The following is a 23,723-nucleotide window of genomic DNA, read 5'->3' as shown; positions in this document are numbered from 1 at the left end:
ACTTTCCGATTGCGCCACGTCGCCATCCGGTCCGGCGATCAGCGTCTCGGTCAGCCTGCGCAGATCGGCCAGCCTGTCCGGCAGCGGACGGGCGGCGCGATCTTCCGCGAACCCTGCGATCCGGTCCAGAATGGAGGCCAGCCACAGGACCCAGCTTTTGCGCATGGAGTCGCCTCTGTCTCCCCAATCGCGCAGATTGTCCCCGCTGGGGAATGCCGGGCCATGCGCCCGCAAATGCAACTCGAGTTCGCGGGCAAGATGCCGTGCCACGCCTAAGCCGACCACTTCCGAACCGCTTGCCGTCAGCGGATGTTTCAACAGAATCAACAGGCGGTCCACCGTCAGAGGCAGGCCGAAAACCGCAGCGACATGCCGAAGGAACAGGCCCGGCGCGGTCAGATGAACGGGCTCGCCCGAGCTGTCATTGGCGTGCAGACGCCATCGGTCAAGCGCCGCCACGACGCGCCGGATCAACCCGCTATCGGCGGCGAACAGCGTGACCGGTTGCCTGTTCTCCGCCGCCTCGCGCATGATCAGGGCGATGGCATCGGCCTCCTGCCCCGGCTGATCGGCCTCGATCAGGGTCATCCCTTCGCAAGCGTCCGGCAGATCGGGCAACCCCGGCGCCTCGGCGATCCATTGATCGGTTACCGGGGCCGGTCGCAATGCAAGCGAAACCAGCTTGTTCCGCGACGGAGATGGCCCATCGCAGGGCGACCACAGGCGCGGCCTGCCGAATTCCTCGACCAGTGCCGCAAAGCGGAATTGCGCATGATCGCCACTATTCCCGGAAAGCTCCTCCCATATATCCGGGGGCAGGTCGAAATCGAACCCGGGCAGCACTACCGCACCATTGGGCAGCCGGGCAACCGCGCGCATGAACAGCCGGGTTGCGCCATGCGATCCGGTCGAACCGGCCACGATAACCGGATCCGCTGGCAGATCGCGCCCTTCAGACCAGTCATTCCATGCTATCTCGGCTGCGATACGCTGGCGTGCTGGCCGATCGACAACCGGGCCGTCCAGATGAAAACGGGCAGCGATCCGCAGGAAATCAAGCGCGTTCTGCCAGTGCCTCGCATGGTCGCCGGCGTCGATCGCCTCCAGCGCGTCCGGGCCACAGCCTTCGGTCTGCATCTCGGCCATCAGAGACGCCAGCGATTGCGTCAATGCCGAAATCGAATGCCCCGCCGCAAGATCGGGGCGGCTTGCCATCAATCGGTCGATCAGTTGCGCAAGTTGCAATCTGCGGGCAAGCGGAGGGGCAAGAGGCCCGTCCCGCAACGCGCTGCCCGCGCCCAGATCGTTGACGGTCAGAAGGCGCGGCAGCAGTAACGGGCCATGCGCGTCAAACGCATGCCGAAGCGCGGCAAGTGTCTGGGCCGAATTGGCATAGATCGTGACACGGGCAATCGTCTCGGGCGGCTGGCCCTCCATGCGCCGCAGGAAACCGGCCACGAAATGCCCGGCAAAATCCACTCCGGACGGCAGGGCAAAAAGGCCGGACTCCCACTCAGCCATTCAGCAGGTCTTCCGCCAGCGGGATCGCATCGGGGCGGCCCACATCGCACCAGCCGCCCGGATGCACGATACCGAAAGCACGCCCCTCGGAAATCAGCACGTCCCAGATGCGGTTAAGCGAGAACACCTGATCGGATATCCCGGCCAGCCGTTCGGGCCGGATCATATGCGCTCCGGCAAAAACATAATCGCCCCGCCGCGCGATCCGCCCCGCCTCGTCCATATCGAAATCCCCGCCGCCAAGCCGTGCCGTCGCCCGCTGCACCGGAACCAGCATCAGCAGGGCATCCATCCGCTCATCCCAGGCGTCGCAAAGCGCGATCAGCGGGTTCGGCCCGGTCCAGATCACGTCGGGGTTCAGCGTCATCACCGGCCCCTCGCCCAATAACGGCAGAGCCTTGCGCAGCCCTCCCCCGGTGTCCAGCAGCAGATCGGATTCATCGCTGATGGCGACATCCTGACCGGCCAGATGCGCCCCGATCTGATCGCCCAGATAATGACTGTTGACCACGATCCGGCTGGCCCCCGCCCCGCGCCCGGCATCCAATGCCCGGTCCAGCAGGGTCCGCCCCGCCACCTCGATCAGCGGCTTGGGACGGTTATCGGTCAAAGGCCGCATCCGCGTGCCCAATCCGGCGGCGAAAATTATCAGGGGCGGGCGCATTGCTGGCGCATCCTTTCGGTGACGGTCTCATCGGGGGCAGGCAATTCCCGCATGATCGCGGCCAGAGGCGCAAGCGCGGGGTGGTTCACGTTGCGCAGAATATAATCCCAGACATGAGGCATGAACGCCAGATAGCGCGGCTTGCCGTCGCGGATGCAAAGCCGCGTGAAAATCCCGATCACGCGCAGGTTCCTTTGCGCCCCCATCAGTGCATAGGCCGCGCGAAACCGGTCTTCATCCAATCCCGTGGCTTCCAGATAACGGGCGATATACTCTGCTTCGAACTCCGCCGAAACCGCGCGGCGGGTATCTTGCAGCACCGAGACCAGATCATAGGCCGGATGGCACGACACGGCATCCTGATAGTCGAGCAACCCAAGCGGAGCGTCACCCCGCCAGATCAGATTCTCGGCATGAAAATCCCGCAAGCTAAGGACCGGACGCATCTCCGCAGCCAATTCCGCATGAAGCCGCCCGATGATCGCACCAATTTCCGCAGCCGCGCCCACGGGCACACCTGCCGCCTGCGGATACCATTCGGCAAACAACCTGACCTGCTCGGCCATCCGGCGACCGTCCAGAGGCAGGACGAAACCGGGAACCGGCAAACGATGCAGATCAACCAGAAAACCGGTAATCCGATCATAGATCGGCCGTGCCAGATCGGGAGAGCGTTCCAGCACGCGGGCGACCAGATCATCGCCCAGATCCTCCATCAGCAGGAACCCCGCCGACATGTCCCGCGCGAAGATCGCGGGCGCGCCAAAACCCTGATCGCGCAGCCAGTCGGTCATGGCCACAAACCGGTCCACATCGCCCGCCGGATCGTCCATCAGCACAGCGCGGCCCGTTTCATTCGCCAGCCGGAAATACCGCCGGGCAGAGGCATCCCCGGCCAGAGGCGCAATCCCTCCACCTGCCCAATCCGTGCCCGCAATAAAACCGGCTAGCTGCACCAACCGGCTGGCCCCTGCCCCGATCAGGGTGATCTCACGGCGTTCGGGATCGTCATGCATCCGGATCGAGACGGTCAAGGCATCTTCGGGCAGCGCCTCCAGCCGATCAGGCCATTCGATCAGACAGATCGCGTTCTCCTGCGCCTCGTCCAGTCCCAACTCGTCCAACTCGGACGGATCGGTCAGCCGATACAGATCGGCATGCCAGATCTCGGTCCCCTTCGGGTCGTCATAGGTCTGGACCAGCGTGAAAGTCGGGCTGGGCACATCCTCGGCCATTTCGCCCTGACGCGCCCGAATGAAGGCGCGGGCGAAATGCGTCTTTCCCGCACCGACAGGACCGTCCAGCAGAATGGTCTGACCGGGGCGGGCCACAGCCGCCAGCAGCCGCGCAACAAGAGCGGTCAGGGCGTCATCGGCAATCAGGCTATGCGTCATCATATGCCGCTTCTAACCTGTGGATTCCCCTATGCAAACGGGTTTTACAATGCAACGGTCGTCCCGGCGACAACATCAATGAGGTTCTGAATGCTGCGGACTGCCTTTGCCCTTATGCTGCTTGCGACACCGGCGCTTGCGACGCCGGAATATATTCTGCCGACCCTGTTCGACGTGACCGGCGTCGAAGCGGATGATGTGCTGAATATCCGCGCCGAACCCAGCGCCAATGCCGAAATCATCGGAACGCTTGCGCCCGATGCGACGGATATCGAGGTCGTGGAGGAAGGCTTTCAGGGCAAAAGCAGCTGGTTCAGAGTCAATGCCGGGGAACGCTCGGGCTGGGTATCGCAAAATTACCTGACACCTCATTACGATGTCTGGAAACAGGATGAACTGCCCGCCTCTCTCCGCTGTTTCGGCACCGAGCCATTCTGGAATGTGAAGGCAGAATCCGGCAATCTGACCCTGAGCACACCCGACGCCGGAGATGATACGCGGCCCATTCAGTCGATTCTGGTCAGCGGCTATTATCTGGAACCCCGGCGAGCGGTGCTGGCCGCGGATATGACATTGACCGCGACCCCCGAGATCTGTTCGGACGGGATGTCGGATCAGGTTTACGGGATGGATGCCATGCTGATCCTGCACGGCGAAGAGCCGCGGCTCTTGTCGGGTTGCTGCACGGTTCAGCCCCGACATGACGATACTGATTGACCCAAAACGAAAAAGACCCGCCGAAGGCGGGTCATTTCAATTCGCATCGCGGCAGGATCAGGCCGCGGCTTTCGCCTTTTCGACGATTGCGCCGAAGGCTTCAGGCTCGTTCACGGCCAGATCGGCCAGAACCTTGCGATCAACCTCGATCCCCGCTTTCGACAGCAGGTTGATGAAGCGCGAATAGCTCAGATCGGCATCCACCAGACGCACGGCGGCATTGATCCGCTGAATCCACAGCGCGCGGAAATTCCGCTTGCGGTTCTTGCGGTCGCGGGTGGCGTATTGGTTCGCCTTGTCCACAGCCTGCGTGGCGGTGCGGAAATTCCGCGAACGGGCGCCATAATAACCCTTGGCATTGTCCAGAACGCGCTTGTGGCGGGCGTGGGTCACTTTGCCGGATTTAACTCGTGCCATTTTTCAGGTTCCTTCGATCAGCGTGCGTAGGGCATGTATTTCTTGACGATCTTGGCATCCGCGTCCGACAGGACCGTGGTGCCGCGCGCATCGCGAATGAATTTCGTCGTGCGCTTGATCATCCCGTGACGCTTGCCGGCCTGGGCGGATTTCACCTTGCCCGAGGCTGTCATCGAGAACCGCTTCTTGGCGGAAGCTTTCGTTTTCATCTTCGGCATTTTCGTCTCCTTCAGTTCAGAGTGAACGCGCGACTCGGCAATGCCATTCAGGCCGGCCGCGCGGTTGAAGCGCGTCGTATAAGCGCAGTATGCCTATTTGGCAAGAGCCCGGACCGGGCTTTTCAGTTCATGGGGCTTTTCAGTTCGCGGGCGCCTCTGCCCCGTCTTCCGCTTCTTCTGCGCCGGTCCCTTCCGCCGGAGCGGTGTCAGTGCCGGCCGCCCCGTCACCCCCGCTGATCCGTTGCCACGCGGAAAGGATGCTTTGCGGCTTGAACGGTTCGGGGCTGTAATAAGCGCCGGCGAACAGCAGCACGATCCCTATGACAAGGGTGATCGCCGCTCCGCGCGGTGGTTGGGTCTGCAAGAGCTGAATGACCGCGGCGATAACCGAGATCACGCATAGCGCCACGCCACCAAGCAGCAGCAGATCAGGCCAGTTCGACATGGGTACCCCCCGCAATTCTTCGCTGTCCGCAGCCTTATTCCGGATCCGAGGCGAAAAGCAACCGTTCGTCGCAAGGCGCGATACGCAGGATATTGGTCGAACCGGCGACGTTGAAGGGCACGCCCGCCAGAATCACCACCTGCCGCGTCTCATCCGCGAAACCGTGATCGCGGGCGGCGCGGGTGCCGTTGGCCACCGCATCCTTGAAGCGGTGCAGGGTCGGCGTGATGATGCAATGCGTTCCCCATGTCAGGCACATCCTGCGCACGACGCTTTCGATCGGGGAAAGCGCCACGATCGGCACGCGGGGCCGTTCACGCGCCACCAGGTTGACGGTAGTACCCGACTGGCTGAAGGCGCAGATCGCGGCAACCTCGGTCGTCTCGGCGACTTCGCGGGCGGCGGTCACGATGGCATCGGCAACCGAGTGAAGTTTCGCATGGCGCGACGCCTCGATGATATTGCGGTAGTTCGGATCCGCCTCGACCGAGCGGGCAACGTTGTCCATCGTCGTCACCGCCTCGACCGGATAATCGCCCGCCGCGCTTTCCGCCGACAGCATCACGGCATCCGCGCCCTCATAGATGGCATTGGCGACATCGCTGACCTCGGCACGCGTCGGAAGCGGGCTTTCGATCATGGATTCCAGCATCTGTGTGGCGACGATCACCGGCTTGGCGGCTGCGCGACAGCGGCGCACAAGCCGTTTCTGGATCGGAGGGACCGAATGCACCGGCAATTCCACCCCCAGATCACCGCGCGCGACCATGATTCCGTCAGACGCCTTGAGGATTTCCTCGAACGCAGTCACTGCGGCGGGTTTCTCGACCTTGGTCATCACGGCGGCGCGGTCTTTCACCAACGCCTTGGCCTCTTCGACATCGGCGGCGCGTTGCACGAAGGACAGGGCAAGCCAGTCCACGCCCAATTCGCAGGCGAATTCGAGATCCTCGCGATCCTTGTCCGACAGCGCGGCCAGCGGCAGCACCACATCCGGCACGTTCACCCCTTTGCGATCCGAGATCACACCGCCCGCCGTAACGGTGCATTCTGCGAAATCCTTGCCGCAACTATCGACCCGCAAAGCAACCTTGCCGTCATTGACCAGAAGTTGCGCGCCCGGTTCGAGCGCAGCAAAAATCTCGGGATGCGGCAATTGGACGCGCCCCGAATCGCCCGGGGTGGCATCAAGGTCAAAGCGGAACCTGTCGTCCGCTTTCAACTCGTGCCCGCCATTGGCAAACGGCCCGACGCGCAGTTTCGGCCCCTGAAGGTCGGCAAGGATCGCGATCGGACGTCCGGTTTCCGCCTCGATCTCGCGAATCGTGGCGTGGCGGGCGCGGTGATCGTCATGGCTGCCATGGCTCATGTTCAGACGAAACACATCCGCCCCGGCGTCGAACAGCGCCCGGATCATCTCCTTGCTGCTGGAGGCTGGGCCAAGCGTGGCCACGATTTTCACGTTGCGATGTCGTCTCATACCGAATTCCTTGCAGGTTTAGCGCTATCTATGCCGTAAATACTGCCCCGCGGCAACTGGTGTCCATCCACCGATTGTCTTAAACAGCGTTCCGCATGAACAGTAACATGACCATGACAGAACGAGCCTATTGGATAACCGGCGAAGACAGACCCTCGCGCTGGCTGATCACCTGTGATCATGCGACGAATCGGGTTCCCGATTGGTTAAACGGCGGAGATCTGGGCATCGCACCCAGCGACATGGCACGGCATATCGCCTTCGATATCGGCGCGGCGGGTCTGGCCGACAGGCTGGCGGCATTGCTGGACGCGCCCGCGATCTTCTCGGATTTCTCGCGTCTCGTGATCGATCCGAATCGCGGCGAGGATGATCCGACCCTGCTGATGCGGCTTTATGACGGCACAGTGATTCCCGCCAACAAACATGCCGACCGGGCCGAGCGCGAACGCCGCCTGGACCGGCTGCACCGCCCTTATCACAATATGCTGGAGCATCTGGCAGGGCGGCACCCGGACCGCTGCATCTGCGCCATCCACAGCTTCACGCCGCAATTGCGCGGCCGGCCGCCGCGCCCGTGGCAGATCGGCATCCTCTATTCCCATGACGACGCGCGGCTTGGCACGGCAATGGTTCAGGCAAGCAGGGACGAAGGATGGATAACCGGAGAAAACCAGCCCTATACCGGCCATCTTGAGGGCGATTCGATTGCCCGCCACGCGCTGGCGCATGGTCGCCCGAACATGCTGATCGAGATCCGGAACGACCTGATCGAAACCGAAGCCGGTCAAGCCGAATGGGCAAAGCGTCTTTCGCGCGTGATGCCGCAGGTACTGGCCGCCACCGGGCTTTGAGGGCTGGTCAGCCCTTCTTGTCCTCCGCCGGACCGCTTTCGCTTGTGCCGGCAGCCTCGGCCCCGCTTTCCTTCGCCGTGACCTCGCCCCCGGCATGCTGTTGTTCCGGGGCTGCACTGTCTTCGTCCGCGGCATCGGGGGCGGGATCGGCATCCGCATCGGCTTCGCCGGCGCCATCCTCGGCAGGATCATCGCCTGCCGCAGCCTCTGCACCGGCCAGGCGGCGCATCGCGGGGCGGAATTCTTCGGCTTTCACATAGGCGAGCTTCACCGCATCCATATCCGGAAAGCGCGAGAGATGCTCCGTGATCAGCATATGCCCTAGCCCGTAACCCGTCCATCGCCGCAGCTCGCCGCTGCCAAAGAACCAATGCGCGTGGTTATAGTCCAGCCGCGCCCATTTGTTCATCGCGGCACGCGCCACCCGCGCGGCGGGTTTGACTGCATCCCAGGGATCGGGTTTGCCCCCCAATACCTGAAGGGTGAAATGGCCAGCCAGCCCTTCACTGACCAAAGCTTCGCCAAGCGAATTGCCGTAGCCCGGCCCATCCCAGCGCAGCAGATGATGAAATTCATGCACCAGCGTACGGATCAGCAGAGGCGCCGCGAAACGCGCGGGATCGACCGTGATCTCGATCAGGCCGGGGGACGGAGCGCGGCCGCCGACACCCCATGCCGGTATGCCGCCTCCGGGCTGGGCCTTGATGACAAGATCGAAATCCGGCAATTCGGCATGGGACGATGCCGCCGCGACAGCCTCGCGCGCCGCCAACCGGATGTCGGGAAGTACGTGCGTCAAACCATGACGCGCATTCAGCATGTGAATATGCCAGATGGTCACCGGAAACCTTGCCTCGCTGCAAATCCTTTCGCCGTTGAAACACGGTTTTCCCGCCGGTTTCAACTGCCGGGACAAGACAGGGGCGGCAAGTATTCGCCGCCCCTTCCCGATCTCGCTGCACGGCATCGGTAAGGAATACCACCGGCAGCCATGATGCGGCCCCTTAAATCTCGGGCACCAGCACTTCGCGTTTGCCGACATGATTGGCGGTCGAGACCACGCCCTGATCTTCCATCTGCTCGACCAGACGGGCGGCCTTGTTATAGCCGATCGCCAGCTTGCGCTGGATATAAGAGGTCGAGCATTTCCGATCCCGGGCGACGATCATCACGGCCTGATCATAAAGCTGATCGTCACCGTTTTCACCGCTGCCAAGCCCCAGCACCGCGTCGATATCCCCGGCCTTCTCGTCATCCGGCCCTTCGATCACGCCGGATTTGTAGGATGGCGGCCCGAAGCTTTTCAGATGGGTCACGACCTCTTCGACTTCCTCGTCGCTGACGAAGGGGCCGTGGATGCGGGTGATGCGGGCGCCATTGCCCATATAGAGCATGTCGCCCTGCCCCAGAAGCTGCTCTGCCCCCTGCTCGCCCAGAATGGTGCGCGAGTCGATTTTCGAAGTGACCTGGAAACTGATCCGGGTCGGGAAGTTTGCCTTGATCGTGCCGGTAATGACATCGACCGAGGGGCGCTGCGTGGCCATGATCAAATGAATCCCCGAAGCCCGCGCCATCTGCGCCAGACGCTGGATGCAGGCCTCGATCTCCTTGCCGGCGACCATCATCAGATCGGCCATCTCATCGACGATCACGACGATGTAGGGGAACTTCTCGGGCTGGAATTCCTCGGTCTCGAAGATGGGTTCGCCGGTGTCTTCATCGAAGCCGGTCTGGACGGTGCGCTTGAACATCTCGCCCTTGGACAGGGCCTCGCGGACGCGGCCGTTATAACCCTCGATATTGCGGACGCCCATCTTGGACATCTTGCGATAGCGATCCTCCATCTCGCCGACGACCCATTTCAGGGCGACAACGGCCTTTTTCGGATCCGTGACCACCGGCGAAAGCAGATGCGGGATATCGTCATAGACCGACAGTTCCAGCATCTTCGGGTCGATCATGATCAACCGGCACTCTTCGGGCGTCAGCTTGTACAGAAGCGACAGGATCATCGTGTTGATCGCCACCGATTTCCCCGAACCCGTCGTCCCGGCGATCAGCAAATGCGGCATCTTGGCAAGATTGGCGATGATCGGCTCGCCCCCGATATCCTTGCCCAGCGCAAGCGGCAGCGGCTGCTTGCCGTCACCGAAGGCCCGCGCCGACAGGATCTCGCGCAACAGAACAACTTCGCGCTTGGCATTGGGCAGTTCGATCCCGATCACGCTGCGGCCCGGCACGGTCGAGACGCGGGCGGACAGCGCCGACATCGAGCGGGCGATATCATCCGCCAGCCCGATCACCCGGCTGGCCTTGAGCCCCGGAGCAGGCTCAAGCTCATACAGCGTGACGACCGGGCCGGGACGCACCTCGGTGACCTGCCCTTTCACGCCGTAATCGTCCAGCACCGCTTCCAGCATCCGGGCGTTTTCCATCATCGCCTCTTCCGAAAGCTGCAAACGCTCGATCGTCGAGGGCGCGGTCAGCAAGGCCAGAGGCGGTCTCTCATAAGCCGAGTCGGCTTCGTCGAAGCGCAATTGCGGCTGTGCCTCGGATTGGGCCTGACGAGACGCAGAGCTCTTGCGCGCCGGCGGCACCACGACACGCTTTCTGTCCTGACCGAAAGGCACCGGTTCCGCCACATCCAGCATATCCGCGTCATCTTCTTCCGTCAGCGGAGGCTCGACCCGGGTATCGTCATCTGCGCCACCCCGCACCAGCCGCGAGGTCACCGCAGCCAGCACCGAGTCCTTGAGCGTGCGGTTGCGGATCGCATCCGAGATGCGGCCCCGGACTTCCTCATCCGTGGGGGCATCTCCGTGATAATCCGCGTCACGCTCGACCAGTTCGGGTTCCGGCAGATCGCCCGATTGCTGGAATTCCGCGTCCATTCCGCTTTCTTTCCGGCGGCGGAACAGCCCGCCACGTGCGGCCGCCACCTGCGCCGTTGGCGCGGCGGCCTTGCTGTGGCGACGATCCCGCGCGCGCTGCGCCAGCCCTGCCGATACGGAAGCGCCGCGCCCGACGATGCGCATTGCCGCATCATAGGCCGTCACCAGCCCGATCAGGAAGCGCCGCCACAAGGCGCGAAGCTCTTTCAGATCGAAACCAAGGACGAATGCGGAAATGATGACGGTTCCGGCGGCCACCAGCAGCGCGGCGATCTTGATGCCGATCTGCGCCTTGACCGGGATCACATTCAGCAATGCGCCCATCACCATATCGCCGAAATGACCGCCCATCCCGTAACTTTGCTGCCACTCCGCGTCCGGCACCAGCGAGCTGCAATAGACCGAGGCGACCGCGACGGCGATCGGCAGAAAGATCGCCCGCATGATCCGCTCTTCGCCCCGGTGCAGCATCAGCCGCAAGCCCCAGACGAACGCGCCGACGACCAGCAGCCATGACCCCTTGCCCGCGATCATCATCAGCGGCGATGAAACATAGGCCCCGAAACCACCCAGCATGTTCTGCGCGGGCTGATCGGTCGCGGCAAGGAAGCTGGGATCCTCGGCGGTCCAGCTTCCCAGCATCATCGCGATCAGCACGCCGACGACAATCAGCCCGGCCCCGACCAGTTCCTTTCCGCGTCGCTCCAGCGCGGCCTGCGTGCTCTGGTCGAACAGCGGATTGCGATGTTTCGCCTGCCAGCTTGCCATTCCGTTAATCCCCGCTTTCAATCGTCGTCATACAAAACATCACGAAGCCGGATCAGTGCGGCCTCGGTTTCCTCGGGCGGCAAAACCAGCGCCACCCGGATAAAGGACTGACCCGGATTTTCGCCACTCACATCGCGCGACAGATAGGCCCCGGGCAGAACCTGTATCCCCGCATCCGCCCATAGCTTCCGGGCCGCCGCCTCGCCATCCGCGACCGGCAGCCAAAGGAAGAACCCGCCTGCCACAGGCCGGTAGCCGGGAATATTCCCCAGCACCCGGTCGGCGATCCGGTATTTCTGCTGATAAAGTGCGCGGCTGGCCGTCACGTGATCCTCGTCGCGCCACGCGGCTTCACTGACGGCCTGAGCGGGCAGCGACAAAGGCGCGCCCGCATAGCTGCGCAGCTTGCGGAACTGGGCAATATTCGCGGCGCTGCCCGCCACGAAGCCCGAGCGCAATCCCGGCAGGTTCGAGCGTTTGGACAGCGAATTGAACATGACCACCCGATCCGCCAGCCCCAGTTCCGTCGCCACGGCCAATGCGCCCGGCGGAGGGGCGTCGCGGTAAATCTCGGAATAACATTCATCCGCCAGGATCAGGAAATCATGCTTTTCAGCCAGCCCGACCAGCGTTTCAAGATAATCCCGATCCGCGATCGCGCCCTGCGGATTGGCGGGCGAGCAAAGATAGGCAAGCGCCGTCCGATCCAGCAATTCCGCAGGCAGCCCGGCATAATCGGGCAGGTTCCCGGTTGCAGGCGCTGCAGAGACAAAGACCGGCTCGGCCTGCACCGCTGCCGCCGCGACGGCATAGACCTGATAGAACGGGTTGGGGATCAGTATCGCGGGCCGCTGGCCGTTTTTCTGCTCGGGACACAATGCCAGACCTGCACTGAACAGCCCTTCCCGCGTGCCGTTAAGCGCCATGATCCGCTCGGGCGCAACATCAAGACCATAGCGGCGGCCCAGCCAGCCCCCGATCGCGTCCAACAGCCCCGGCGTTCCTTCATTCACCGGGTATTTCGCGAATTCCCCGATATGATCCGCCATGACCTGCGCCACGAAACCGGGCATGGCATGACGGGGCTCGCCGATGGTCATCACCACCGGAGCCTCGCCGGATTTCAACTCCGGCTTTATATCCGACAACAGCGCCCGCAAACGCGGAAACGCGTATTCCGGCAGGTTCGAGAACCGCTCGGGGATTGCCATAACTGCCTCGCTTCCGGGGTCTTACGCCCCTTGATTACCTGCAACATTAGCGTGATCGCGGGCTTGCGTCCAGTGGAACGGGGCAGATCAGGGCAATTTATCGGTTCATGTGGATGCAATCGCGCGACACTGATTCGGGGATTGCCGCGCCGATATCAGGCGGGTGACATCACGCAGGCAGGGACCACCGGATGCCGGCGCAGCCCGCCCGGAAATCACGGATCACGCCTGACGTACCGCCAATGCATGTTCCATCCCCGCCAAAATCCGCAGCAGATGCCGGTCGCGCCCCGCATGGCCCAACGCCATGATCCCGCAGCCGCGCTGTCCCGTGGGAAGCGAGGCGGCGGGCAGGCCCAGCATATTGCCAAGCCGGGTATTTCGTAGGGCCAGCTGGTTTGCTCGGACGAAATATTCCTCGTCCTCCTCCAACCGCCTGGCGTCGGGCGGCAGGATCGCGCAGCTTGGCAGCAGGATTGCATCAAAGCCGGCGACTTTCGCCCCCCATTTCCGGCGCAACCGGGTCAGCTTTTCCCAGGCGGCGATATAATCCGCGGCACTGACCTGCCCCCCGCCGCGGAAACGATCGAGAACCGGCTTATGCATCAGTTCCGGCGCATCCTCGATCTGCGCGCGCCAGATACCATAGGCTTCAGGTGCAAAGATCAGCGGCGCCAGTTTCAGGATCTGCGCAGCGGAATCGAGCCTGGCATGGGTGATCCGGGCACCGGCGCGGGCAAGCCGCTCGATCGCGTCGGTGAACGCGGCCACTGCGCCCTCTTCGGCATCCTCGAACGGTGCGCCGTCAAGCACCATCAGCCGCAGCCCCTTGGCGCTGGCGCCTTTCAGATCGGTGACGGCATTGCCGGTCAGGACCGCCATGATTTCGGCGCAATCCTCGACCGAGCGGGCCAGCGGTCCGGCCACATCGAACCGGCGGCAGAGCGGCACCACCCCTTTCGAGGAAAGCGCCCCATGCGTCGGCATGAAGCCCACAATATCGTTCCAGGCAGCAGGCAGGCGGATCGAACCACCGGTATCCGAGCCGATCGCCGCCGCCGCCAGCCCAAGCGCCACCGACACCGCGGCACCTGACGAGGAGCCGCCCGGAGCACGCGCCGGATCGCCCGCATTGGGCGGAGTCGCCGTTGTCGGGTTCAGCCCCAGCCCGGAAAAGGCCAGTTCGGTCATATGCGTCTTGCCCAGGCAAACCAGACCTTCGCGCGCCGCCTGCGCCAAGATCGTCGCATCATGCGCGGGCACCCTGCTTTCCAGAAGCCGCGAACCCGCCTCGGTCGCGGTTCCGCCGCTGTCGATATTGTCCTTCCAGCTTATCGAAACACCGTCAAGCAAGCCTCGCCGAAGTTCCGAACGGGCGCGATCATGCGCAGCGATGGCTTCGGAACGCGCGCGGGCCTCGGTCAGTCTCGCATAGATGCGCCAGCCGTCGGGATGCGTCTTGGCGGCGGCCAGATAAGCCTCGGCCTGATCCAGCGGGTCAAGCAGACCCGCCATGATCGCCCTGCCCTGCTGGACCGCCGTCGCCTTCAGCCAGTCCATCCTAGAAATCCACCGCGAGGCCGTTCTTTTCGTAATCGCCGAAACGCACCGGCTCAGGGCCGTCCCGGCCTCCGTATTCCTTGGGCAGGGCAGCCTGTCTGGCGGCGGCCTTACGGCGTTCTTCGGCCTCGGCCAGGGCGCGTTGCGCAGCAGGCGGCAATTCGGGTCGATCACTCATGGAAACATCCCCTGATCAGGCGTAAGGACTATGTCTTGTGACAAGATTTAGGCGAAGGAAAGCGTTTTGGCAAAAACTGTCCGGGATTCGGCGCGAAAAGGTGCCTTGCGGCTGTTATCGGGCGTTCAAGAGGGGCAAAGCCTGTCCGATCAAGCCGCTTCGCTGAAATCCATGTCGCCGGCGGATCAGGCCCGGGCCGCGCGTCTTGCGGCAGAGGTTCTGCGCCACCGCGACCGCGCCAACCGCGTGATCGCCACATATGTCAGCCGCAAACCGGCGCCGCAAATTGCGGATATCCTGCGGCTCGCAACCGTCGAAATGCTGGAACTGCATGCCGCCGCGCATGGCGTCGTGGATACCGCCGTCGGCATGACGCGCGGACTTGGCAGGCGCGGTCAGGCCGCCGCGGGCATGGTGAATGCGGTATTGCGCAAAATTTCCCGGCATGAGGGCTGGGCGGAATTGCCGCCGCAACGGATGCCCGACTGGTTGCGCCGCTCTGTCGTCCGCAGCTTCGGCAAAGCAGCCGCGTCAGCCATCGAGACGGCCCATCAGAGAGGCGCCCCGCTGGATCTGACGCTGAAACCCGATATGGCCGTGATCGAAGGCGGCACGCTTCTGCCAACCGGATCCGTGCGAATTACCGGTTCCGTACAGGTTTCGGCCCTGCCCGGCTATGCCGAGGGCGATTGGTGGGTGCAGGACGCCGCCGCCGCCTTGCCGGTGCGCCTGCTTGATCCGGTAACGGGCGAGCGCGTCGCCGATATCTGCGCAGCTCCCGGCGGCAAGACGCTGCAGCTGGCGGCTGGTGGTGCGCAGGTCACCGCGGTCGATATCAGTGCCGCGCGTCTGAAACGGGTGGCCGAGAATCTGACCCGCTGCGGACTGCAAGCCGAGTTGATCACCGCGGATGCGCTTGAATGGCAGCCGGACACCCCACCCGACGCGATCCTGCTGGACGCGCCCTGCTCGGCCACCGGGACGATTCGCCGCCATCCCGACCTGCCCATTCTGCGCGACGGCAGCGGGATCGCGGAACTTGCGGCGCTGCAATCCCGGCTGCTGGATCACGCGCTTGAGCTTCTGCGCCCCGGCGGCAGGCTGGTCTATGCCGTTTGTTCGCTTTTGCCCGACGAAGGCGAGGCGCAGATCCCGGCCTTGCTGGAACGCCATCCCGGCCTGAAGATCGAGGCGCCGGATCTGCCGGGCATCGATCCTGCATGGATCACACCCGAAGGCGGCTTGCGGCTACGCCCGGACCACTGGCCGGAGCGGGGCGGAGTGGACGGGTTCTACATGGCGCGGATCAGAAAGCCGCTTTGACCGGAGAGCCAAAGCAGAGCGACACGCGCCAACGCACTGGACCTTCCGCCCTCGGGACGTTACTTGAGCGCCAAACCATATGCGAGGCCCCATATGTCCCATCCCATCGCCCTGAAGCGCGCGTTGATCTCGGTCTCCGACAAGACCGGGCTGATCGAATTCGCCCGGAAACTCGCTGCGCGCGGGATCGAGATCCTCTCGACAGGAGGCAGCGCAGGGGCCATGCGCGAGGCGGGACTGACCGTGGTGGATGTGGCCGATGTAACCGGCTTCCCCGAAATGATGGATGGCCGCGTCAAGACGCTGCATCCTGCCGTGCATGGCGGCTTGCTGGCGCTGCGCGACAATGAAGAGCATCTGGCGGCGATGAAGGCGCATGGCATCGGCCCCATCGATCTGCTGGTGGTGAATCTCTACCCGTTCGAGGAAACCGTGGCCAAAGGCGCCTCTTACGAGGATTGCATCGAGAATATCGATATCGGCGGTCCTGCGATGATCCGGGCGGCCGCAAAGAACCACGGTTTCGTCAATGTCATCGTGGATGTGCAGGATTACGACGCGCTTCTGGCGGAACTGGACGCCAATGACGACCACACCACGCTGGAATTCCGTCAGCGACAGGCCCAGATCGCCTATGCCCGCACCGCCGCCTATGACGCCGCCGTATCGACCTGGATGGCGCAAGCGATCGGCGAGGACACCCCCCGCCGCCGGGCCTTTGCGGGAACTTTGGCGCAGGGATTGCGCTATGGCGAGAACCCGCATCAGGCGGCGGCCTTCTACGTGACCGGCGAAGCCCGCCCGGGCGTTTCCACGGCGAAGCAATGGCAGGGCAAGGAACTCAGCTACAACAATATCAATGACACCGATGCCGCTTTTGAGCTGGCAGCCGAATTCGACCCTGCCGACGGCCCCGCCTGCGCCATCATCAAACACGCCAATCCCTGCGGCGTGGCGCGTGGCGAAACGGCGATCGAGGCCTATAAGCGCGCTTTCGACTGCGACCATACCTCGGCTTTCGGCGGTATCGTCGCATTGAATCAGCCGCTCGACGGGCCGACAGCCGAAGAGATCGTGAAAATCTTCACCGAGGTCGTCATTGCGCCGGATGCGGATGAGGACGCAAAACGCATCTTCGCCGCCAAGAAGAACCTGCGGCTGCTGACCACCGGCGGGCTGCCCGATCCGAAAGCCGGGGGCATGACCTTCCGGCAGGTCGCGGGCGGTTTTCTGGTGCAGGGACGCGACAACGGGCATGTCTCGCGCGATGCCTTGCGGATCGTGACCGAGCGTCAGCCCTCGGATCAGGAGCTGAACGACATGCTTTTCGCATGGACGGTCGCCAAGCATGTCAAATCCAATGCCATCGTTTACGCCAGGGATATGGCGACTGTCGGCATCGGCGCGGGTCAGATGAGCCGCGTCGACTCGACCCGGATCGGGCGGCGCAAATCCGAAGACATGGCCAAGGCGCTTGGCCTGCCCGCACCGCTGACCGAAGGAGCGGCAGTCGCCTCTGACGCCTTCTTTCCCTTTGCCGACGGGATAGAGGCATTGGCCGAGGCGGGCGCAAAAGCGGTGATCCAGCCCGGCGGCTCGATGCGCGACGATGAGGTGATCGCCGCCGCCAACCGTCTGGGACTGGCGATGGTCTTCACCGGACAGCGGCATTTCCGTCACTGATGGCTGAGCAGCGGAAATCCACAGGCGACGGCAACGCAAAGCTGCACGCCCCGCGCAAGCCCAAGACCGCCCCCGCGCCGGTCCGGGCGGATATGCGGCTGACGGGCTGGATCGTAGCGGCAGTCATCGCGCTTGATCAGGCGTTGAAATACTGGGTCGTGCACATCCTGCGGCTGGACCGGGTGCAGGAAATCGACCTGCTGCCGCCCTGGCTCAATTTGCGCATGGCGTGGAATCCCGGCGTGAATTTCGGGCTGTTCGCCTCGGACGAGTCGGCGATGCGCTGGGTTCTGATCGGCATCGCGATTGCGATTTCGCTATGGGTCTGGATCTGGATCAGGCGGACCGCGCCCGGTCCACTTGCGCGGATATCCGCCGGATTGCTGATCGGCGGGGCGCTTGGAAATGTCATTGACCGGCTTACCTATGGCGCGGTCGCCGATTTCCTGAACATGTCGCTGCCCAACTGGCAGAACCCCTACAGTTTCAACGTCGCGGATATCTCGATCTTCGCGGGTGCCATCGGGCTTGTTCTGATGCCGCAGAAGAAGCCGGAACCGGAGAAACCGGCACGAAGGCCACGCCGCACGGGGCCTGCTGCTGACAAAACCGACAAGACCCGTGACGAGCCTGAAAATTGAGGTTAGAAAGGGGAAAATGGCAAAAGGGGCAGATCATGCGGGTCATCTCGCTGACAATCGGAATCGCGGTATTTGCGGGCTTGGCCGGCTGCGGCAATAACGCAAAGCTGATGAACCTGACCGCTGGTCAGAATTCACCGGATGAATTCGCCATTCTGCCGACCCGTCCGATTTCGATGCCTCCCGATCTGGCGCTGTTGCCCACGCCCACGCCCGGAGGGTCGAATATCACCGATCCCACGCCCGAGGCGGATGCGGTCGCGGCTCTTGGCGGCAATCCCGGCGCATTGGCGGATCAGGGTGTCGCGGCCTCGGATCAGGGACTGGTGGCCTATGCCTCGCGCGGGGGAAGCGATCCGGCGATCCGCACGACGCTGGCCCAAAGCGATCAGAAATGGCGCGCGCGAAACCAACCCCGCGTGCTAGAGCGTGTGGCGGGAAGCAGCACCTATTATCGCGCCTATCGCCGGCAATCGCTTGATCCCCTGCCCGAACTCGAACGCTGGCAGCGTGCGGGCGCACGCACGGTCACGGCCAATCCCGCCCCCGCCGAGGAGTGACCGGCACCCAAACCGCGCAACCGGATTCCCGATCCGCCTAAAACACGTCACACGGGACCGGATTCGCGCCCTCCCCTTCTTCTTTGTCCAAATACCTTCCGGGCGTCGCCGGCGGGCAGCGCCGCTGGTTCGAGAGACCTGTTGGCGACGGGCTGGCCCCGGCCGTCGCGCGACGCAAGTAACCGGCGTTTCCGATCCAACCCGACCTGCTCCAATTCCCGATCTGCACAATTCATCAACGAAAACCCGCTTTTCCCCTGCTTCCGGCAGGCAGTTCCTTTATGTTCGGACTTGTGACCGCGACCGGTATATTCCGCTATGGACATCGGGCAAACCGTCTCCAATCATGGTAACCATGAAGTCCCGCAAGGGTTATTGTTGTTCTGAGTTCGGGGGATGATGGTGCATTACAACGAAATGTTCGAGGGCGAGGCCGTCCGTGAACCCTATGCTCGGCTGAGCGAATGGGTCAGGACGATGCCAGAGGATTTCCGGCAGATGAAACAGGCCGAGGCCGAGGCGCTGTTCCGGCGTATCGGCATCACCTTCGCCGTTTACGGCGAAGGCGGCGATCCTGACCGGCTGATCCCCTTCGACATGATGCCCCGCGTCTTCGAACAGGCCGAGTGGCGCAGGCTTGAACGCGGCATCAAGCAGCGCGCCCGCGCCCTCAACGCCTTTCTGCGCGATGTTTACGGCCGGGGTGAGATCATCCGGGCGGGGCGTATCCCGGCGCGGCTGGTCTATCAGAACGACGCCTATGAAAAGGCGGTTGTCGGCGTGGTCCCTCCGCGCGGGGTTTACAGCCATATCATCGGCATCGACCTTGTCCGCACCGCCAAGGACGAATTCTTCGTGCTTGAGGATAATTGCCGCACGCCTTCCGGTGTCAGCTACATGCTGGAAAACCGCGAGATCATGATGCGCATGTTTCCGCAGCTTTTCCGCAAGAACCATATCGAGCCCGTGGATCAGTATCCCGAGCTTCTGCGCCGCACATTGGAATCCGTTGCTCCGGCGAAATGCCAGGGCCGCCCGACCTGCGTGATCCTGACACCGGGCCATTTCAACAGCGCCTATTACGAACACAGCTTTCTTGCCAACCTGATGGGCCTCGAACTGGTCGAGGGCGCCGATCTGTTTGTCGATGGCGAATTCGTCTATATGCGCACAACACAGGGGCCGAAACGTGTCGATGTGATCTATCGCCGGATCGACGATCCGTTCCTTGATCCGCTGTGCTTCCGGCCCGATTCCATGCTTGGCGTGCCGGGCCTTATGGATGCCTATCGCTCGGGCGGGGTGTCTATCTGTTCTGCCCCGGGCGCGGGTGTGGCGGACGACAAGGCGATCTATACATTCGTCCCCGAAATGATCCGCTTCTATCTGGGCGAGGAGCCCCTGTTGAACAACGTCCGGACATGGACGCTGTGGAAAGACGACGACTACAGATATGTCATGGCAAACCTGCCCGATCTGGTGGTGAAAGAGGTTCACGGCTCGGGCGGGTATGGGATGCTGGTCGGCCCGAAAGCCGTCAAGGAAGAGATCGAAACCTTCCGCAAGAAGATCGAGGCCAATCCCTCGAATTACATCGCCCAGCCCACGCTGGCGCTTTCGACCTGCCCGACTTTCGTCGAGGAAGGCATCGCGCCGCGCCATGTCGATCTGCGCCCCTTCTGTCTGTGCGGCGACAGGATCGAGCTGGTGCCGGGCGGGCTGACCCGCGTGGCATTGCGCGAGGGAAGTCTGGTCGTCAACTCGTCCCAGGGCGGGGGTGTCAAGGACACCTGGGTCCTGTCGGAATAAGAGGGGAGGATCAGAGATGCTCAGCCGCACCGCCTCGAACCTGTTCTGGATGGGCCGCCATCTCGAACGCGCCGAAACCGCCGCCCGCCTGCTGGATGTCGGACAAAGGATCACGCTCCTGCCGAATTCCGATGCAGGTTACCGGAACGAATGGAACTCGTTGCTTCAGGCTTCGGGAACCTCGGATCTGTTTCTGCGGAAATATGGAGAGATCACGCAGGAGAATATCGAGGAATTCTTTTTCTTCGACCGCGAGAATCCGTCATCCGTCGTGTCCTGCGTTGAAAAGGCCCGCGAAGCAGGCCGGATCGTGCGCACCGCCCTGACCTCTCAGGTGTGGGACGCGCTTAACGTCACCTATCAGGAATTGCGCAGGATCGAGAAAACCCCGCGCGCCAAGCTGGACACCGCCACCCTGACCGACTTCACCACCGGGCATACATCAACCGTGCGGGGCGCGATCAACGCGACGCAATTGCGCAACGATGGCTGGCATTTCATCCATATCGGCTTCGGACTGGAGCGGGCGGATGCCACCGCCCGCCTGCTGGATGTCAAATATTTCGTGCTGCTGCCACGGGTCGAATTCGTCGGTTCCGGCCTCGATACCTATCAATGGATGGTCATCCTGCGGGCGCTTTCGGCGCATCGCGCCTTTCACTGGGCCTATGGCGGCGACATCACCGCAGGCGGCGTGGCCGATTTCCTGATCCTGAACGGCGAAAGCCCGCGTTCGCTGATCACCTCGCTTTACGAAACGGTCTGGCATCTCGACGGCCTTGCCCGCCGCTATGGCGATGATGTGCCCGCAACCGCCCGCGATCGGGCGAAGCTGACGCTGGACGCGCTGCAAGAACGCGATATCGACGCAATCTTCGACGAGGGGCTGCACGAATTTCTGAGCTGGTTCATCGGCGAGATCGCGGCGGTGTCGAACCAGGTGCATCAGGATTATTTCCTGGGAGGATCCTGAGTCATGAAGCTGCGCATTTCGCATGAAACCACCTATGGCTATGACCAGCCGATCCGCAATCTGGTGCAAAGCCTGCGCCTGACTCCTTCGATCTTCGAGGGACAGAAAACCCATGACTGGCGAATTGAAATCCCCGGCGGCATTCGCGGCCCGGGCTTCCGCGACGGCGCCGGCGACTGGGTCGAGGGCTGGACCCTGCGCGGCCCGGCAGAGGAGGTCTCGGTCAGGATCAGCGGCCATGTCGAGACCCGCGACACGGCGGGCGTCCTGCGCGGGCATCGCGAAATGATCCATCCGCTGGCCTATTTGCGTTCAACCCATGCGACCGCGCCTGACAAGGCATTGCGGGAAGCTGCGATGTCGCTGGAAACGACCGGCGATCATCTGGAGCTTGCGCATGGGCTGTCGGCCTTGATCGCCGCCGCGATTGCCTTCCGCCCCGGCGTCACCGAAACCCATACGACCGCCGCCGAAGCATTCGCCCTGGGTCAAGGGGTCTGTCAGGATCATGCCCATGCATTGATCACCGTCGCGCGCTTGCGGGAACTTCCTGCTCGCTACGTATCGGGCTATCTGCATTCCACGGCGGATGGTCAGGCGCATGAGGCCGCCCATGCCTGGGCGGAAATCCATGTCGGAAATCTGGGTTGGGTTGGTTTCGACGCCGCCAACAGATGTTGCCCGGACGAGCGCTATGTGCGGCTGGGATCCGGCCTTGACGCTTCGGATGCGGCGCCGATCCGCGGCGTGGCCATGGGTACCGGCGCCGAACGGCTGGCCATTCGGGTTCAGGTCGAAGAGATGGAGCAATAAAAGCGGAAGCCGGGCGTCCCGCGAAAGCGGGAGGGCGGTCTGCCCTCCCGCACTCGCCCCGAAGATATCTGCATGAAGAAGAAATAAGGGGCTGCCGCCGCGGTCAGATCGACAGGCAGATATATTTCATCTCAAGAAAATCCTCGATGCCGTGACGGCTGCCTTCGCGGCCCAGTCCGGACTGCTTGACGCCGCCGAACGGCGCGACCTCGGTCGAGATGATGCCGGAATTCACGCCGACGATCCCGTATTCCAACGCCTCCTGCACCCGCGTGATGCGACCCACATCGCGAGCATAGAAATAGCAGGCCAGTCCGAAGATGGTGTTATTCGCGCGTTCGATCACCTCTTCCTCGGTATCGAATTTGAACAGCGGGGCAAGCGGACCAAAGGTTTCCTCGGTCGCAACCTTCATATCGTCACGCACGCCGGTCACCACGGTCGGGTCGAAGAACAACCCCTCCATCCGGCTTCCGCCGGTGACGACCGCGCCGCCGTGATCCAGCACATCCTTGATATGCTCTTCGACCTTCTCGACCGCAGCCTCGTTGATCAGCGGGCCTGTGGTGATTCCGTCCTCCAACCCGTCGCCGACCTGCAGCTTGTCCACGGCCGCGGCCAGCCGCTTCGCGAATTCGTCGTAGACACCGGCCTGCACATAGATCCGGTTCGCGCAGACGCAGGTCTGCCCGTTATTCCGGAACTTCGAGGCCATCGCCCCTTCGACAGCCGCATCCAGATCGGCATCGTCAAAGACGATGAACGGTGCGTTGCCGCCCAGTTCCATGCTGCATTTCAGCACCTGATCGGCGGCCTGCCGCAGCAGAATGCGCCCGACTTCGGTCGAGCCGGTGAAGGTCAGCTTGCGCACATTCGGATTCTCGCAGAACTCCTTGCCGATCTCGCTCGAGCGGGATGATGTGATGACGGACAGGATGCCTTTCGGGAAACCGGCGCGTTCGGCAAGCACCGCCATGGCAAGCGCCGAAAGCGGGGTTTCCGCTGCGGGCCGCGCGACAAAGCCGCAGCCCACCGCCAGCGCCGGCGCGGCCTTGCGGGCGATCATCGCATTGGGGAAGTTCCAGGGCGTGATGCTGGCCACCACGCCGATCGGCTGACGGATCACCGACAGGCGCTTGTCAGGCATATGGCCGGGGATGGTTTCGCCATAGACGCGCTTGGCCTCTTCGCCGAACCATTCGATGAAGCTGGCGCCATAGGCGATTTCGCCCTGCGCTTCGGCAAAGGGCTTGCCCATCTCGGCGGTCAGGATGCGGGCCAGATCCTGCTGGTTCTCCATCATCAGATCGAACCATTTGCGCATGATCTGCGCGCGGTCCTTGGCGGTGCGCGCGGCCCAGTCCTTCATCGCGGCTGCCGCGGCCGCAATCGCCGCTGCCGCCTCGTCCCGGCTTAGATCGGCAACCTGCGCGATGACGTCACCGCGCGCCGGATTGACCACATCGAAGGTCTTGCCATCTTTGGCATCGACCCATTCACCGGCCAGGAAGGCACGGGTTTCCAGCAGCGATGGATCGCGCAACAAGGTCCGGAGATCGGTGGAATGCTTGGTCATGACAGCCTCTTTCTAGCGGAAGTTGCC

General features: G+C 63.1%; 21 protein-coding genes and 1 pseudogene. 9 read left to right on the top strand and 13 right to left on the bottom strand.

Annotated elements, in window-relative coordinates:
• The 3 genes and pseudogenes from D3P04_RS22310 to tsaE all read right to left on the bottom strand — a co-directional run.
• Window positions 1–1,521: pseudogene (locus D3P04_RS22310) on the bottom strand (double-strand break repair protein AddB); the annotation flags it as partial.
• A complete protein-coding gene (locus D3P04_RS22305; RefSeq protein ID WP_182912973.1) occupies window positions 1,514–2,185 on the bottom strand; it encodes a nucleotidyltransferase family protein in 672 nt (223 codons plus the stop codon). The gene D3P04_RS22305 and the pseudogene D3P04_RS22310, both read right to left, overlap by 8 nt.
• Window positions 2,170–3,582 (bottom strand): tRNA (adenosine(37)-N6)-threonylcarbamoyltransferase complex ATPase subunit type 1 TsaE, encoded by a 1,413-nt coding sequence (tsaE, locus tag D3P04_RS22300; RefSeq protein WP_232845136.1) that lies wholly within the window; start codon window positions 3,580–3,582, stop codon window positions 2,170–2,172. The genes D3P04_RS22305 and tsaE overlap by 16 nt, the downstream gene beginning before the upstream one ends.
• Window positions 3,583–3,669: 87 nt before the next feature.
• Here tsaE and D3P04_RS22295 point away from each other — a divergent pair, with 87 nt between their 5' ends.
• Window positions 3,670–4,296: a COG3650 family protein gene (locus tag D3P04_RS22295; RefSeq protein ID WP_119752083.1), complete on the top strand. Its 627-nt coding sequence runs from the start codon at window positions 3,670–3,672 to the stop codon at window positions 4,294–4,296.
• A 57-nt stretch (window positions 4,297–4,353) separates the two neighbouring features.
• On the opposite strand, the gene rplT is transcribed toward D3P04_RS22295, so the two are convergent.
• From rplT to pyk, 4 genes are all read right to left on the bottom strand, one after another.
• Window positions 4,354–4,713, bottom strand: a complete 360-nt coding sequence (gene rplT / locus D3P04_RS22290) for a 50S ribosomal protein L20 (RefSeq protein WP_119752082.1) — start codon at window positions 4,711–4,713, stop codon at window positions 4,354–4,356.
• 17 nt (window positions 4,714–4,730) lie between these two features.
• Window positions 4,731–4,931: a 50S ribosomal protein L35 gene (gene rpmI, locus D3P04_RS22285; RefSeq protein ID WP_119752081.1), complete on the bottom strand. Its 201-nt coding sequence runs from the start codon at window positions 4,929–4,931 to the stop codon at window positions 4,731–4,733.
• A 139-nt stretch (window positions 4,932–5,070) separates the two neighbouring features.
• On the bottom strand, window positions 5,071–5,376 hold the full coding sequence (locus D3P04_RS22280) for a hypothetical protein (RefSeq protein WP_119752080.1): 306 nt from the start codon (window positions 5,374–5,376) through the stop codon (window positions 5,071–5,073).
• Window positions 5,377–5,410: 34 nt separating this feature from the next.
• Window positions 5,411–6,856 (bottom strand): pyruvate kinase, encoded by a 1,446-nt coding sequence (pyk, locus tag D3P04_RS22275; protein ID WP_119752079.1) that lies wholly within the window; start codon window positions 6,854–6,856, stop codon window positions 5,411–5,413.
• A gap of 113 nt (window positions 6,857–6,969) precedes the next feature.
• On the opposite strand from pyk, the gene D3P04_RS22270 reads away from it, so the two are divergent.
• Window positions 6,970–7,710: an N-formylglutamate amidohydrolase gene (locus D3P04_RS22270; protein WP_119752089.1), complete on the top strand. Its 741-nt coding sequence runs from the start codon at window positions 6,970–6,972 to the stop codon at window positions 7,708–7,710.
• 7 nt (window positions 7,711–7,717) lie between these two features.
• On the opposite strand, the gene D3P04_RS22265 is transcribed toward D3P04_RS22270, so the two are convergent.
• From D3P04_RS22265 to D3P04_RS22245, 5 genes are all read right to left on the bottom strand, one after another.
• Window positions 7,718–8,551 carry a DUF2268 domain-containing putative Zn-dependent protease gene (locus D3P04_RS22265; protein ID WP_182912972.1) on the bottom strand — a complete coding sequence of 278 codons (834 nt, stop codon included), beginning with the start codon at window positions 8,549–8,551 and terminating at the stop codon, window positions 7,718–7,720.
• A 163-nt stretch (window positions 8,552–8,714) separates the two neighbouring features.
• Window positions 8,715–11,369 carry a DNA translocase FtsK gene (locus tag D3P04_RS22260; RefSeq protein ID WP_119752077.1) on the bottom strand — a complete coding sequence of 885 codons (2,655 nt, stop codon included), beginning with the start codon at window positions 11,367–11,369 and terminating at the stop codon, window positions 8,715–8,717.
• 17 nt (window positions 11,370–11,386) lie between these two features.
• Entirely contained in the window at window positions 11,387–12,580 is a 1,194-nt protein-coding gene (locus D3P04_RS22255; protein ID WP_119752076.1) for an aminotransferase class I/II-fold pyridoxal phosphate-dependent enzyme, read from the bottom strand.
• A gap of 222 nt (window positions 12,581–12,802) precedes the next feature.
• Window positions 12,803–14,140, bottom strand: a complete 1,338-nt coding sequence (locus D3P04_RS22250) for an amidase (protein WP_119752075.1) — start codon at window positions 14,138–14,140, stop codon at window positions 12,803–12,805.
• A 1-nt stretch (window position 14,141) separates the two neighbouring features.
• Entirely contained in the window at window positions 14,142–14,318 is a 177-nt protein-coding gene (locus tag D3P04_RS22245) for a DUF1674 domain-containing protein (RefSeq protein WP_119752074.1), read from the bottom strand.
• Window positions 14,319–14,384: 66 nt separating this feature from the next.
• Between D3P04_RS22245 and D3P04_RS22240 the strand changes: the two genes are divergently transcribed.
• The 7 genes from D3P04_RS22240 (at window position 14,385) to D3P04_RS22210 (ending at window position 22,120) form a co-directional block, all read left to right on the top strand.
• Entirely contained in the window at window positions 14,385–15,641 is a 1,257-nt protein-coding gene (locus D3P04_RS22240; protein ID WP_119752073.1) for an RsmB/NOP family class I SAM-dependent RNA methyltransferase, read from the top strand.
• 93 nt (window positions 15,642–15,734) lie between these two features.
• Window positions 15,735–17,324: a bifunctional phosphoribosylaminoimidazolecarboxamide formyltransferase/IMP cyclohydrolase gene (gene purH / locus D3P04_RS22235; protein ID WP_119752072.1), complete on the top strand. Its 1,590-nt coding sequence runs from the start codon at window positions 15,735–15,737 to the stop codon at window positions 17,322–17,324.
• Entirely contained in the window at window positions 17,324–17,965 is a 642-nt protein-coding gene (lspA, locus tag D3P04_RS22230) for a signal peptidase II (RefSeq protein ID WP_408634417.1), read from the top strand. The genes purH and lspA overlap by 1 nt, the downstream gene beginning before the upstream one ends.
• 35 nt (window positions 17,966–18,000) lie before the next feature.
• Window positions 18,001–18,525 (top strand): DUF3035 domain-containing protein, encoded by a 525-nt coding sequence (locus tag D3P04_RS22225; protein ID WP_119752071.1) that lies wholly within the window; start codon window positions 18,001–18,003, stop codon window positions 18,523–18,525.
• A 396-nt stretch (window positions 18,526–18,921) separates the two neighbouring features.
• On the top strand, window positions 18,922–20,334 hold the full coding sequence (locus tag D3P04_RS22220; RefSeq protein ID WP_119752070.1) for a circularly permuted type 2 ATP-grasp protein: 1,413 nt from the start codon (window positions 18,922–18,924) through the stop codon (window positions 20,332–20,334).
• A 16-nt stretch (window positions 20,335–20,350) separates the two neighbouring features.
• Window positions 20,351–21,307 carry an alpha-E domain-containing protein gene (locus D3P04_RS22215; RefSeq protein WP_119752069.1) on the top strand — a complete coding sequence of 319 codons (957 nt, stop codon included), beginning with the start codon at window positions 20,351–20,353 and terminating at the stop codon, window positions 21,305–21,307.
• Between the two features lie 3 nt (window positions 21,308–21,310).
• Window positions 21,311–22,120: a transglutaminase family protein gene (locus D3P04_RS22210; protein ID WP_119752068.1), complete on the top strand. Its 810-nt coding sequence runs from the start codon at window positions 21,311–21,313 to the stop codon at window positions 22,118–22,120.
• A 103-nt stretch (window positions 22,121–22,223) separates the two neighbouring features.
• Here the strand turns inward: D3P04_RS22210 and D3P04_RS22205 are convergent, their stop codons facing one another.
• Entirely contained in the window at window positions 22,224–23,696 is a 1,473-nt protein-coding gene (locus D3P04_RS22205; RefSeq protein WP_119752067.1) for an NAD-dependent succinate-semialdehyde dehydrogenase, read from the bottom strand.
• Window positions 23,697–23,723 lie beyond the last annotated feature (27 nt).

Source organism: Paracoccus onubensis (genome assembly GCF_003591515.1).
Lineage (GTDB): Bacteria > Pseudomonadota > Alphaproteobacteria > Rhodobacterales > Rhodobacteraceae > Paracoccus > Paracoccus onubensis.
The sequence above is the reverse complement of the archived record's forward strand: the minus strand, read 5'-3'. Positions and strand labels throughout refer to the sequence as shown.